Origin of the sequence: Hyphomicrobium sp. (genome assembly GCF_036780825.1) — a bacterium.
GTDB lineage: Bacteria > Pseudomonadota > Alphaproteobacteria > Rhizobiales > Hyphomicrobiaceae > Hyphomicrobium_C.
This window is the reverse complement of record NZ_DAIQCD010000027.1, coordinates 1-12,665: the sequence shown is the minus strand read 5'-3', so window position 1 is coordinate 12,665 and position 12,665 is coordinate 1. Positions and strand designations below refer to the sequence as shown.

11 protein-coding genes are annotated in these 12,665 nt (G+C 64.6%); 6 read left to right on the top strand and 5 right to left on the bottom strand.

What is annotated here, in order from left to right; translation table 11 throughout:
• Nucleotides 1-16 precede the first annotated feature (16 nt).
• On the bottom strand, nucleotides 17-700 hold the full coding sequence (locus V7P99_RS11105; protein ID WP_333794886.1) for a YiiX/YebB-like N1pC/P60 family cysteine hydrolase: 684 nt from the start codon (nucleotides 698-700) through the stop codon (nucleotides 17-19).
• Nucleotides 701-877: 177 nt separating this feature from the next.
• Between V7P99_RS11105 and glpD the strand changes: the two genes are divergently transcribed.
• Entirely contained in the window at nucleotides 878-2,377 is a 1,500-nt protein-coding gene (glpD, locus tag V7P99_RS11100; RefSeq protein ID WP_333794885.1) for a glycerol-3-phosphate dehydrogenase, read from the top strand.
• A 46-nt stretch (nucleotides 2,378-2,423) separates the two neighbouring features.
• Here the strand turns inward: glpD and V7P99_RS11095 are convergent, their stop codons facing one another.
• The 3 genes from V7P99_RS11095 to V7P99_RS11085 all read right to left on the bottom strand — a co-directional run bounded on the left by V7P99_RS11095 (nucleotide 2,424) and on the right by V7P99_RS11085 (nucleotide 6,662).
• The gene (locus tag V7P99_RS11095) at nucleotides 2,424-4,703 is read right to left on the bottom strand and encodes an alpha,alpha-trehalose-phosphate synthase (UDP-forming) (protein WP_333794884.1); all 2,280 of its coding nucleotides are present in this window, start codon (nucleotides 4,701-4,703) and stop codon (nucleotides 2,424-2,426) included.
• 274 nt (nucleotides 4,704-4,977) lie between these two features.
• Entirely contained in the window at nucleotides 4,978-5,172 is a 195-nt protein-coding gene (locus V7P99_RS11090) for a hypothetical protein (protein ID WP_333794883.1), read from the bottom strand.
• A gap of 98 nt (nucleotides 5,173-5,270) precedes the next feature.
• On the bottom strand, nucleotides 5,271-6,662 hold the full coding sequence (locus V7P99_RS11085; protein WP_333794882.1) for an APC family permease: 1,392 nt from the start codon (nucleotides 6,660-6,662) through the stop codon (nucleotides 5,271-5,273).
• A gap of 244 nt (nucleotides 6,663-6,906) precedes the next feature.
• On the opposite strand from V7P99_RS11085, the gene ku reads away from it, so the two are divergent.
• From ku to ligD (V7P99_RS11070), 3 genes are read left to right on the top strand one after another with little or no spacing between them, the layout of a single operon-like run.
• Nucleotides 6,907-7,773 carry a non-homologous end joining protein Ku gene (gene ku, locus V7P99_RS11080; protein ID WP_333794881.1) on the top strand — a complete coding sequence of 289 codons (867 nt, stop codon included), beginning with the start codon at nucleotides 6,907-6,909 and terminating at the stop codon, nucleotides 7,771-7,773.
• 58 nt (nucleotides 7,774-7,831) lie between these two features.
• Nucleotides 7,832-9,415 (top strand): non-homologous end-joining DNA ligase, encoded by a 1,584-nt coding sequence (gene ligD / locus V7P99_RS11075; protein WP_333794880.1) that lies wholly within the window; start codon nucleotides 7,832-7,834, stop codon nucleotides 9,413-9,415.
• Nucleotides 9,412-10,449 carry a non-homologous end-joining DNA ligase gene (gene ligD / locus V7P99_RS11070; protein ID WP_333794879.1) on the top strand — a complete coding sequence of 346 codons (1,038 nt, stop codon included), beginning with the start codon at nucleotides 9,412-9,414 and terminating at the stop codon, nucleotides 10,447-10,449. Before ligD (V7P99_RS11075) ends, ligD (V7P99_RS11070) begins: the two co-directional genes overlap by 4 nt.
• A 94-nt stretch (nucleotides 10,450-10,543) precedes the next feature.
• On the opposite strand, the gene serB is transcribed toward ligD (V7P99_RS11070), so the two are convergent.
• On the bottom strand, nucleotides 10,544-11,470 hold the full coding sequence (gene serB, locus V7P99_RS11065) for a phosphoserine phosphatase SerB (protein ID WP_333794878.1): 927 nt from the start codon (nucleotides 11,468-11,470) through the stop codon (nucleotides 10,544-10,546).
• A gap of 60 nt (nucleotides 11,471-11,530) precedes the next feature.
• Here serB and miaA point away from each other — a divergent pair, with 60 nt between their 5' ends.
• Both miaA and V7P99_RS11055 read left to right on the top strand, forming a co-directional pair.
• On the top strand, nucleotides 11,531-12,457 hold the full coding sequence (miaA, locus tag V7P99_RS11060; RefSeq protein WP_333794877.1) for a tRNA (adenosine(37)-N6)-dimethylallyltransferase MiaA: 927 nt from the start codon (nucleotides 11,531-11,533) through the stop codon (nucleotides 12,455-12,457).
• Between the two features lie 113 nt (nucleotides 12,458-12,570).
• Nucleotides 12,571-12,665 (top strand): thiamine pyrophosphate-binding protein (locus V7P99_RS11055; protein WP_333794910.1); only part of this gene is annotated, 95 nt, incomplete at its 3' end.

Genomic DNA, 12,665 nt, shown 5'->3' with positions numbered 1-12,665 from the left:
ATTCCGAATTCGCAGGCTATTCGGCGGTGGCGCCATAGCTCGTGTAGATCATTTCCAATTGCGGATCGCGCGCAATGCTCGCCGGCGTCACCAATGTCTGATCAAGAATGAGACCATAGCAGGCATCAAAACTACGAGCGCCTTTTGCCTTGCAAAGCGGGTGCGACGTCCAGCGCTGCCGGATCAGCTTCTGTGCTGCGGCCGTATCGATGTTGAGATCCCGCACCTTCTCCTCGCGGCCCACGGCAATGCCCGCCCCTTCCTTGAAAGCCGCGTAGACGAGTTCACTGCAATAGATCTGATCGCGGGTTTCGTAGAAATAATGGTCATAGGGGCGGCCCAGATATTTACGCGCGCCTTTGGCCGCCCGCTTGGCCTGCTGCTCATCCAGATCCTTCACGCGCTTGACCGTGATGCGGCCGCCCTCGCCTTTGCTGATCCAGGCCTCCAGCGCAACGGCCTGCACGGGCCCAACAGCCTCGATGACGCGCGCCTGGCCGTCCTTGCCGACCTCCACGATGCCGACATGCGTGTAAGCCGTGCCCGACGCCAGCATGATGGCGTCGCTGGCATGCGTCCGGGTGGTCTGGAACACGATATCGCCGGTCTTGAGAGGCGGCCGCTCCTCGGCCGTCGCCAGCGCCAGTCCGGCCGCCACCGCAGCCGCCAGAAGGGCAAAGGCTCGAATTGCATATCTCATGATCGCGCGTCCCGGGTATGTGGGCCAATGGCATGGCCCCGCCAACGTCACGGTCGCGAACGGCCACGATCCTGCGTATCATGTCGCGGGCGATTCATCGATCCGGTCACCTGCGGCCCTCCGGCGGGGTAGGCGTTCGGGAATCCCAATACCCGAAGGCCACGGGGAGCGACGCGCATGCCGGGCGACGGCTATGACCTGGCGATCATCGGCGGTGGCATCAACGGCGCCGGCATCGCCGCGGACGCGGCGGCACGGGGCCTCAAAGTGGTTCTCTTGGAACGGGACGACCTTGGAGGCGGAACCTCATCGGCCAGCTCCAAGCTCATTCATGGCGGCCTTCGCTACCTCGAACACGGCGCCTTTCGCCTGGTGCGCGAATCGCTTGGCGAACGCGAGGTGCTGCTGGCGCGGGCGCCGCACCTCGTGCAGCCGCTCCGCTTCGTCATTCCGCACGCACCCGGCATGCGCCACCGTGCGCTCATGCGCCTCGGCCTCCTCCTGTACGATCGCCTGAGCACGCGGAGGAGCCTTCCGAACTCGCGCGCAATCGACCTCTCACAAGATGCCGCCGGCACGCCGCTTCGTGACGGGTTCAAGGCCGGCTTCACCTACTACGACTGCACGGTGGACGATGCCCGGCTTGTCGTGACGGTGGCCCTCGATGCGGCGGAGCGCGGGGCACGCATCATGACGCGGACGCAAGCCGTGGCGGCCGAGCGCGGCGATGACGCATGGCGGATCACCGCCGAGACCGCCGCGGGAACCATCACGCTGACTGCGCGCGCGCTGGTGAACGCCGCCGGACCGTGGTGCGCGGAGATAGCACATCGGATCAACCCGGCGAGCGGCGCCCCTGCCGTGCGGCTCGTGCGCGGAACGCACATCGTCGTGCCGCGCATTCGGGGCGCCCACGATGCTTACCTGCTCCAGAACGACGACCGGCGGGTCGTGTTCGCACTCCCGTTCGAAGGGGACTTCACGCTCATCGGAACGACGGAGATCCCCGTCTCCTCGCCGGACGACGGCTTCATCGCAAGCGACGCGGAGACCGATTATCTGCTCGATGCCGCGCGGCGCTTCTTCTCACATCCGATGGCAGTCGAGGACGTCATCTGGCGGTTCGCCGGCGTGCGCGCGCTTGTCGACGATGGCGCGCGGACGGCCTCAGCACTCTCGCGCGACTATCGCATCGATCTCGCGTGGGACGGGAGCGGGCCGGCGCTGCTCACCATCGTCGGCGGCAAGATCACGACGTTCCGAAGCCTCGCGGACGCGGCCCTGGCACGGCTGGCCCCCTGCTATCCCGGCATGGGCCGGGCTTGGACAGCCGACGCGCCGCTACCGGGCGGCGATTTTGGAGAGGGTGGCGCGGTCGCCTTCGGCGAAGCGCTCTCGCGGCGGCGGCGAGGGTTTGCACAGGCGACATTGACGCGGCTTGCAGCGCTCTACGGCACCCGCGCCGAGCGTCTCCTCGGAGATGCGCAAAGCGATGGCGATCTCGGGGCCTCGATCGGCGGCGGGCTCACGGCGCGCGAAGTCCTCTATCTGCGTGACAACGAATGGGCGCGCACGGCCGAAGACGTGCTCTGGCGACGCACTAAGGCGGGACTGCACATCGGCGAAGGCGGCCAGGAGCGGGCCGCGGAACAGATCGCGGCGCTGCTCGCCTCCTAGCACCACTGAGATCCGATGATCCGCGATGGCATCGCAGCCAGCGGTCTCAGGGCTCGGCGCCCTCGGGGTTGAAGGTTGCGATCTCGAGAATGCGCTGCTTCTTGCGCATCCGGCTCGCGTCAAGCAGCATCCGTCCGGCCCATCGATACACGTTGCGCGAGCTCACATAGGCGCGCATCAGGCGCATGCGCTCATGCTGCTCCGCGTCCGGCATGACGAGGGCGGCGTGCAGCGCCTCGCCCGTTGCGTGGGCGTCATAGGGATTGATGATCAGCGCTTCGGCGAGCTCTCGCGAGGCGCCGGCAAAGTGTGAGAGCACGAGCACGCCGCGCTCGTCGTCGCGTGCCGCAATGAACTCCTTGGCAACGAGATTCATGCCGTCGTGCAGGCTCGAGACGATGCACACGTCGGCCGCGCGGAACAGCTCGAACACCTCATCCGGCTCATGATGACGGATGACCAGATGGATGGGAGCCGGCGAGACATCGGCGTATTTGGCATTGATCTCCTCGGCGAGCTGGATCGCCTCGTCCTGCAACCCTTTGTAGTTCGACAGCTTGCTGCGCGTCGGCGCGGCGGCCTGAACCAGAACCAGCCGGCCGCGCCATTCGGGATGCTGCTCGAGCAGAATGTCGACGGCGCGAATGCGGTCGAGCACGCCTTTCGTGTAATCGAAGCGCTCGATACCCACGAGGATCTTGGTATCGGGCGGCAGGCCAAGACGCTCGCGCACGACGGCGCGGCACTCGGCGATCGGCTTCTGCCGCTCGAGGGCGGCGGGCGGCCAGTCGATCGAAATCGGATAGGGACGCACGAACGTCTCGTGCCCCTTGAGGATCACCGATTCCTGCTCGCGATCGATCCGGCTTTCGACGAAACGGTCCACCGTCTCGAGAAAGTTGTTGCAGTGGAATTGCGTGTGGAAGCCGATGATGGTCGAGCCGAGAAGGCCATGGATGATCTCCTCCTTCCAGGGGAAGATCCCGAAGGTCTCCGAATTCGGCCAGGGAATGTGCCAGAAGGTGATGATGGTCGCGTCCGGCAGGCGATCGCGCACCATGCGCGGCAAGAGGCCGAAATGGTAGTCCTGGACGAGCACGATCGGCGTCTGAGTCTTGGCCTCCCGCGCGACGGCGTCGGCAAAGCGCTCGTTGACGGTTCGATAGGTCCGCCAGTCGGACTCGCGGAAAACCGGCCGGGTGAAGGCGATGTGGCAGAGAGGCCAGAGCCCTTCGTTGGCGAGACCATAATAGTAGCCGTCCTGCTCCTCCTCGGTGATCCACACGCGGCGTAGCGTATATTCCGGATTGTCCGGCGGCACGGCGATGCGATCGTTCGCATCCACGGTCTCACGGTCCGCGGTGCCGCTGCCATGTGCGATCCACGTGCCCCCGCATGCGCGCATTACGGGCTCGACGGCGGATACGAGGCCGCTGGCCGGCGTCTGCAGGTCGATGCCGTGTTCGGAATGATTATGAATGTAGGGCTCGCGGTTCGCCACCACGAGCACCTCGACGCCGGGCAGCTCCGCCATCATGATATCGCGCAGCGTGGACTTGCTCCAGTTGGCCTGATCGCGATCGATGGCGCTCTGGGTCATCTCGAGCTGGCGCAGGACCTGGCGCACTTCGCGATCCAGAGGGCCGAAGCTCGCCGACGCATCGGTGCCGGTGCCGCGCCTGGCGGCGGTCGCGATGGCGTGGGTGAACCGGCGTGTCCAGTTGCGGATCAGATAGAGCACGAGGCCGATGGCGAGCGCGCCGCTGGCCAGGATGATGCCGCCCAGCATCAGCGTGAGATAGTTGCGTGCCTGCTCGCCGCGGTGCTCGGCGAAGGTCAGATCCTGCACGATGATGAAATGGCCGAGCGGCGCCTCGGCCGAGATCGGGAATGCGCCGATCAGCATGCGCCGCCCGGCGACGATGACGGAGGAGAAGCTCTCGACCTCAGAACGGGCGATCTCTGCGCAGGAGATCGATGGGGGCATCAGCTTTGTCACGTGGTCGGGCTTGCCGTCGCCATGACAGACGCCCACCGCAACAACGCGAGAATCTGCAGAGACGCCCTCGAACAGCGCTTTAATCTCTTCGTCCTGGCCGGCCGCGAGCATGGCCGCCAGGGGGCCGCCGATTGAATTGAAGACGAGCGAAGCACGCATCTCCACGTCACGGCGCGACCAGTCGTCGATCAGCGATGTCACGAGCGGGCCGAGAAGCGTGACCGCAATCAGCGCAATGCCACCGGCAATGAGCCCATAGCGCGCAGCGAGACGCGCAGACTGACCGGCCGCAGCCCTTAAAGGGATGCGCCGTTGCCAATACTGCATCAGAAAATTGTTCGTCCGCGTTATGCCGAAGCCCTCCCCTGGCCACCCGCGGGCGCATGCTGCTCGCTGCGTCCTGAGAGGTCAACCCTTGCAATATCCGCAAAATCGCGTGGTTGACTCTGCCTTGGGCGATAAAGCCCAGGACTGCCAAAAGGGATCTGAAGCAGCGTTTGAGTGTTCCGGCACGCTCAAGAGGGCCGCGTCGCCGCAGCCCTCGTGATATCGTTTCGATTTTCTAGATAGGAGTCACAACCGTTTCGTCTTCGAACGAAGTTCAACGGTGCTGCGGGGTCCGGTGCTCGCCCTTACGCTGCTCTTCCGCATGCTTGCCCGCTCCGCTAGCGGCCTGGCCGCCCCGCTCGTGCTGGCCCTCGTGACCCTGCCGGGCCGGCTCGTCCTTATGCATGCCCTGCCGGGACTTCTGCGGCTGCCCGCTCTTCTGATCGGGTGTCCGATTTTCGTTCGCCATAGGGGATCTCCTTTTCGGCCTACGTGTGCAGCCCCAACGTCACCGCCTAGACATGGTTCCTCTTCAGACACCTACGGCTTGAAGTTCACAGCATTTATTCACGCACTTTTCCTGTGCCGCGAAAATCGCTCGACGGCCTGCGCGACCAGCCAAAGGACGACACCCACCGCAAGGAGGGCGCCCGCGACGGAATACTGCACTGGATCGCGGCCCGTCCAAGGCCCGGCGAGAAACAGGCACGTGATGGCTCCCAGCACGGGAACGGCGGTCGGCGTGCGGAAATGGGCGTGGGCAACCATATTCCGCCGCAACACGAGCACGGCGATGTTGACCACGGCGAAGACACAGATGAGCAGCAGCGCCGTCGTTCCGCCGAGCGCCGGAATCTCACCGACGAACATGATCAGGGCAAAAGCGAGAAGCGTCGTGAAGGCGATGGCGACGTAAGGCGTGCGCCGGCCGGAATGCACTCTGCCGAACACGGGTGGCAGAACGTGCTCCCGGCTCATGCCGTAGACGAGACGGCTGGCCATCAGCATGTTGATGAGCGCAGTGTTGGCGACGGCGAACATCGTGATAAAGCCGAACACCTCTAGCGGAAAGCCCGGTGCCCCGGCGGCGACAACCTTCAAGAGCGGCGTTTCACCCTCGCCCAGGTCCTCCGGCGATACGAGCGTGATGGCCGAGACGGAGACGAGCACATAGATCACGCCCGTGATCGCAAGACCGAGCAGCAGGATCTTTGGAAATGTGCGCGCCGGATCCTTCGTCTCCTCGGCCATGTTGACGCTATCCTCGAAGCCGACCATGGCGAAGAAGGCAAGTGTCGTGGCGGCGATCGCCGCCCAGATCGCGCCGCCCGTGCCTTCCTCGGTCTTGAATTCGAAGATGCGGGAGACATCACCCTGCCCGGATCCGATGGCCCAGAAGCCAATCGTGATGATGATGAGAAGGCCCGTCAGCTCCACGACAGTGAGCAGGACGTTGAGCTTCACGCTCTCGCCGACGCCGCGATAGTTGACGGCGGCAATGACGGCCATGAAGGAAAGACCGATGATCGTTATCCCGGCGCTGTCAGAAAATCCCAGGCCGAATGCGTCGGAAAGGTTTGCTGCAAAGGCGCGCGAGGCGGTCGCGGCAGATGTAATGCCGGAGCTCATCACGGCAAAGGCCACGATGAAGGTGAGAAAGTGGATGCCGAACGCGCGGTGCGTATAAAGCGCTGCGCCCGCCGCGCGCGGATACTTCGTTACCAGCTCGAGATAGCTCAGCGCCGTGAGCAGCGCCACGCCGAACGCCATCAGGAACGGCAGCCAGACGGCGCCTCCGACGAGGTTCGCAACCTTGCCGGTCAAAGCGTAGATGCCGGTTCCGAGAATATCACCGACGATAAACAGCAGCAGCAACCAGGGCCCCATGACCCGGTGCAGGCTCGGCTCCGCGGACGAGGCGGACGCCCCGTGGGGGCGATGCTCAATGGCGTCATTCATTTGGAGGGCCCCATATCCGGTATCGTTCAATCGGTTGGCGACCCTCGCAACCCGGCAGCCAGGGGTCAACCGCAGGCAGAACATCGGATTTCACGGCCGGCGCGGATAGGCAGGATCCCATTAACTCAGTGGCTGACATGCGTGCGGACACAACGCAACCCGAACGCATCATCTTGCGTTCAGCAAGGAAGGGGACCACAAATTCTAGATCTTCTCCTGCATCGTCCCTTGAGAGTGTTGCGTCATGCCCAAAGCGGCCCGTGCCTACTGGAAGGGATTCCTCCGGCTCTCGCTGGTGACCATCGGCGTCGAAATCTACAACGCGGTCGAATCGAAAGCCGACATTTCGTTCCGTCAGATCCACAAGCCCTCGGGCAAGCGCGTCAATTACGAGAAGGTGGTTGCCGGCATCGGCAAGATCGATACCAAGGACATCGTCAAAGGCTACGAGGTGGACAAAGACACCTACGTCACCCTCGACCCCGAGGAGATCGATGCGGTCAAGCTGGAAAGCAAGAAGACCATCGACCTCGTGCAGTTCGTCGACGCGGGCGAGATCGACTATCGCTATTTCGAGCGCCCCTACTTCGTAGCGCCGACGGACGAGTTGTCGGGCGAAGGCTATGTGGTGATCCGCGAGGCCCTACGCCGCACCGGAAAGGTGGGGCTGTCGCAGGTGACGATCTCGGGCCGGGAATGGCTCGTCGCCATTGCGCCGCTCGAAGACGGCCTCGTCATGGAGATGCTGCGCTACGCGGGCGAGCTGCGCCAGCCGGCCGACTTCTTCGACGAAGTACCCGGCACGAAGCCGGATCGGGAGATGGTCGATCTCGCCGTGCAGCTCATCGAGAAGAAGTCGGGGCCGTTCAAGCCAGAGAAGTTCGAGGACCACTATGCCTCGGCGCTCAAGGCGCTGATCCAGGACAAGCTCAAGGGTCGCAAGATCGTGGCCCACGAAACGGAACGCCCGTCCGGTGGCAACATCGTCGATCTCATGGAGGCGCTGCGGAAGAGCGTGGGCGCAGCGCCCGCGAAAGGCGGATCCACGAAGACCGGATCATCCGCGCCGGCTAAACCAAAATCCACGCGCCGCACCAGGAAGCGTGCCTGACGTCATTCCGATCACGGCGGAGGATCGAACTCCCCAGATGGCCGCGGGTTGAGAAGATATGGCAAAATCCCAGAGCAAACTCGCGACCTACCGCGCCAAGCGCGATTTTTCGCGGACCGAGGAGCCGAGCGGTGAGACCCTCGTGCAATCGGCCGACTATCCCCGCTTCGTCATCCAGAAGCACGATGCAACGCGCCTCCACTACGACCTGCGGCTCGAGATGGACGGGGTGTTCAAGTCGTGGGCGGTGACGCGCGGTCCCTCGCTCGATCCCAAGGACAAGCGGCTTGCCGTCGAGGTGGAGGACCATCCGCTCGACTACGGCGACTTCGAAGGCACGATCCCGAAAGGCGAGTATGGCGGTGGCACGGTCATGCTCTGGGACCGAGGCTTCTGGCTGCCGGATGGCGACAAGCCCGCCGAGCAGGCGCTTGCCGACGGCGATCTCAAGATCGTGCTCGCAGGCAGCAAGCTCAACGGAAGCTGGGTGCTCGTGCGTATGAAAAACGATCGGTCGGGCGGCAAGCGCACCAACTGGCTCCTGATCAAGCATCGCGATGAATTCGCACGAGCCGGCGACAAGGACGCGTTGCTCAAGGAGGACCGTTCCGTCGCCTCGGGCCGCACCATGGCCGAGATCGCCGCGGGCAAGGGACAGAGTCCGAAACCGTTCATTCTCGCCGGCCGTGCCGCATTCAAGCCGAACGCGATCTGGCATTCCGACGGCGACAGCGACGATCGTATTCTGGGCGTCAAGATCAGCAGCCTTGAGAAGGAGCTCTGGCCCGCCACCAAGGGAGAGCCGGCGGCCACCAAGCGCGATCTTGCGCGCTATCTCGAGGCAGTCGCCTCGTGGATGCTGCCGCATATCGAAGGCCGTCCCTGCTCCGTCGTTCGCGCGCCGGATGGGCTCAGCGGCGAGACGTTCTTCCAGCGCCACGCCATGCGCGGCACCTCCGAGCACGTGGTGCTGGCGCGCATCGAAGACGACCGGAAACCCTACATCCAGATCGACAGCGCCGAGGGCCTGATCGCCATGGCGCAGATCGCGGCACTCGAGTTTCATCCATGGAACTGCGCGCCACATGAGCCGACGGTGCCAGGAAGGCTGGTGTTCGATCTCGATCCCGGACCGGGGGTGACCTACGATGACGTCGTCGGCGCGGCGCAAGAGCTGCGGCGTCGGCTCGAGCACATCGGCCTCGTGCCGTTTTGCAAGACGACCGGCGGCAAGGGTCTGCATGTCGTCGTCCCGCTGAAGCCGAAGCGCAAGAGCACGCTCGGCTGGCCAGACGCCAAGATGTTCGCGCACGCCGTCTGCGAGAGAATGGCCGACGACACTCCCGGCCGTTACGTGACGACAATGCGCAAGAATCTCAGGCGCGGAAAGATCTTCCTCGACTACCTGCGCAACGACCGCATGGCGACGGCGGTGGCGCCGCTCTCACCGCGCGCCCGCCCGGGCGCTCCGGTGGCCATGCCGATCACGTGGGCGCAGGCGCGCCGCGGGCTCGATCCCATGCGCTTCACGCTGCGGACCGTCCCGCGGCTGCTGGCGACGTCGAAGGCGTGGGAAGGTTACGACAAGGCCGCACGCCCGCTCGAGGACGCCATCCGCAAGCTCCTGGATGGGGCGCGATGATCGATCTCGCAAAGCGCAAGCCCGATCCCCTGCCGGCCTTCTTCCCTCCCTGTCTCGCCAAGCTCTCCGACACGCCGCCCGATGGCGCAGGCTGGGTGCATGAGATCAAATTCGACGGCTATCGGCTGGAAGCGCGCATCCACGAGGGCTCCGTGCAGCTTTTGACGCGAACCGGACTCGACTGGACCAAGCGGTTTCCGTCGCTCGCAAAGGCGCTCGGCGGCCTCAGCATCACAAGCGCGCTCATCGACGGGGAAGCCGTCGTCGAGACGGACCAGGGCGTGACGAGCTTCGTAAAGCTGGTCGAAGCGCTCGAGGCGGGGCGCAGCCAGGAGATGCTCTTCATCGCTTTCGACCTCATCTATCTCGATGGTGTCGATCTCAGCCCCGCGCCGCTGCTCGAGCGCAAGAGGCTGCTCGAAGCCATCATGAAGCGCAGCCGCTCGAAGCATCTCCGCTACAGCGCGCATCTCCCAGCCGACGGCACGGCGATGATCGCGGAAGCTTGCCGGCTCGGCCTCGAGGGAATCGTCTCCAAACGCACGGACCAGCCGTACCGCTCGGGTCGAAATGGCGATTGGCTCAAAATCAAATGCGTGCTGGAGGACGAGTTCGTGATCGGAGGCTACGTCGTGTCCAGCGTCGATGCCAAGGCCGTCGGAGCACTGGCGCTCGGCACGTTCGAAGATGGAAAGCTCGTCTATGCGGGGCGCGTGGGAACCGGCTTCACGAACAGCTCGGCACGCATCCTATGGGCGAAATTGCAGCCGTTGAAGCGTGAGGCTCCGGCATTCGACACGCCCCTCACGGCCCTGCAGCGGCGCGGCGTGACGTGGGTGGGCCCAGAGCTCGTCGCCCAGATCGCCTACAGCACCCGCACGGGCGACAATCTTCTGCGCCATGCCTCCTTCAAAGGGCTGCGCGAGGACAAGCCCGCCGCCGATGTGCACCGCCCAGCCGCGGCATCGGTTTGCGAGCGAGCCGCGCTGCAAGAGCGTCCCAGAAAGCTGCCGAAAAAGCGCGGCCAGCGCTAGCGCCGTTCCGGTTTAAGCGGAAACGAGAACGGTTATAAACATCTGTTTTTTTGTGCTTTTTTCGGAAATCGGTTTCCGCTTTTCTGGAAGCACCCTAAGGCTGACAAAAGCTCTCTTTGTCGTAGCCCTGCAGGTACAGCAGCGCTGTGAGATCACCATGCGTGATGACGGCGCCCGTGTTCAGTTCGCGCGCCTCGGCGGCGAGCACGGGCTTCGCGCGGAACGCAACGCCAAGGCCTGCTTCGGCCACCATCGCCAAATCGTTGGCTCCGTCACCCACGGCAAGGGTTTGCGATGCGGCGAGACCGGCCTCCGCCGCCAGCCGGAGCAGCACGTCAGCCTTGCCCTCGGGCCCGAGGATCGGCTCTCGCACGCGGCCCGAAAGCCGGCCCGCGTTGGTCTCAAGAACATTGGCATGGACAATATGAAAGCCGAGCCGACCGGCAATCCGCTCGGCGAAAATCGTGAAGCCACCCGAGACGAGCACCGTCCGGGCGCCGTGGGCGCGCATGGTCGCGAGCAGCGTTTCAGCGCCCGGCATGAAGGTGGCCCGCGCGAGGATTGCCTCGAGGCGGCTTTCTTCAAGACCGGCGAAAAGCGCCACGCGCCGCACGAGCGCGCTTTCGAAGCCGACCTCTCCGCGCATGGCCGCCTCAGTGATAGCGGCGATCTCGGCGCGGCATCCGACGAGCCCCGCCATCTCGTCGATCAGCTCTTGCTCAATGATCGTGCTTTCCATGTCGGCTGCGAGGAGCTGCTTGCGCCGCGTTGCGGCATCGCCTGCCACGATGTTGACATCGACAGGCGCCGCTCCGATGGCTTCCACGATGGTATCCCGTAGCGCTGCCTGATCGAGGTCAGGCTCGACGACGAAGCGGGCTTCCCAGGCGTCCTCCGGTGAAAGCCATCGCGCCTCGGCGACGTCCACGGGAAGGCTGCCCAGCGCGGTCTTTACGACAGAACCGGTTACGGCGCCGGATCCCGGAGCGGCGGTCAGCACGAGCGTGAGCGGGCGTGGCATCGGGACGTCCTGGATCAGGCGGGTGGTGCGGAGAGATAGGGCCTCAGCTAGAAGACGTTTATGATGAAACCCTCTCCCATACTGATCGCAGGCCCGACCGCCTCGGGCAAGTCCGCGCTGGCCCTGTCCCTGGCCGAACGGATCGGCGGCACCGTTATCAACGCCGATGCGATGCAGGTCTATCGCGAGCTCAGGATTCTCACAGCACGCCCGAGCGAGGCCGACGAGCGCCGCGCGCCGCATCTGCTCTATGGACACGTGCCGAGCGGAGAGGCCTACTCGGCCGCGCGCTACGCTGCCGAAGCACGAGAAGCGATCGCCACCGTTGAGTCGAGCGGGCGCATTCCCATCGTCGTTGGCGGCACTGGCCTCTACTTCAAAGCGCTGACCGAGGGATTGTCACCAATCCCGCCGATCCCCGACGACATCCGCGCCCACTGGCGGCGGCGGGCGAGCGAGGACGGCCCCGCCGCACTCCACGCCATCCTGAGGGCTCGTGATCCGGATATGGCGGAACGGCTGAGGCCCACCGATCCGCAGCGCCTCGTGCGCGCGCTCGAAGTGCTCGAGGCCACCGGCCGCTCGCTGGCGTTCTGGCACAAGCAGCCTGGAGAACCGGCCGTGCATGTCGCGGCCGGGCGGGCCATCGTCGTCTCGCCGGAACGTGAGGAGTTGCACAGGCGATGCGACGCTCGCTTCGATACCATGATGGCCGAAGGCGCACTCAACGAGGTGCGGGCGCTGCTGGCCCTCGGCCTCGATGCGGAGCTTCCCGCCATGCGCGCCCTTGGCGTGAAGTCCCTCGCCCGGCTCATTGCCGGCGAGATCGGCACCGAAGAAGCCGCCGACGCTGCGAAAAGTGAGACGCGACAATATGCCAAACGCCAGCTAACATGGCTTAGGCGCAATATGATTTCCTGGTTGTGGGTCAATACGCAAGAAACAGAATGTTTCTCTCGTAAATTAGTAGAGTTTATTAGATCTTAGACTTGACCGCATACCGTGTAATCCCCTAGGGTGCCCGCTTCACAATACCGGGTGACAAGCGAAGCGCCGACCGCAGCGAGCGGCAGCGCAATGGCGTGGCAGCGGAGATTTTCATGGCACGGACGATGACGGGCGCCGAAATGGTCATCAAGGCGCTCCAGGACCAGGGCGTCGAGCACGTTTTCGGCTATCCCGGCGGCGCCGTGCT

Coding starts and splice junctions, on each gene's coding strand:
- V7P99_RS11105 (WP_333794886.1), bottom strand. CDS start 700: ATGAGATATGCAATTCGAGCCTTTGCCCTTCTGGCGGCTGCGGTGGCG.
- glpD (WP_333794885.1), top strand. CDS start 878: ATGCCGGGCGACGGCTATGACCTGGCGATCATCGGCGGTGGCATCAAC.
- V7P99_RS11095 (WP_333794884.1), bottom strand. CDS start 4,703: ATGCAGTATTGGCAACGGCGCATCCCTTTAAGGGCTGCGGCCGGTCAG.
- V7P99_RS11090 (WP_333794883.1), bottom strand. CDS start 5,172: ATGGCGAACGAAAATCGGACACCCGATCAGAAGAGCGGGCAGCCGCAG.
- V7P99_RS11085 (WP_333794882.1), bottom strand. CDS start 6,662: ATGAATGACGCCATTGAGCATCGCCCCCACGGGGCGTCCGCCTCGTCC.
- ku (WP_333794881.1), top strand. CDS start 6,907: ATGCCCAAAGCGGCCCGTGCCTACTGGAAGGGATTCCTCCGGCTCTCG.
- ligD (WP_333794880.1), top strand. CDS start 7,832: ATGGCAAAATCCCAGAGCAAACTCGCGACCTACCGCGCCAAGCGCGAT.
- ligD (WP_333794879.1), top strand. CDS start 9,412: ATGATCGATCTCGCAAAGCGCAAGCCCGATCCCCTGCCGGCCTTCTTC.
- serB (WP_333794878.1), bottom strand. CDS start 11,470: ATGCCACGCCCGCTCACGCTCGTGCTGACCGCCGCTCCGGGATCCGGC.
- miaA (WP_333794877.1), top strand. CDS start 11,531: ATGATGAAACCCTCTCCCATACTGATCGCAGGCCCGACCGCCTCGGGC.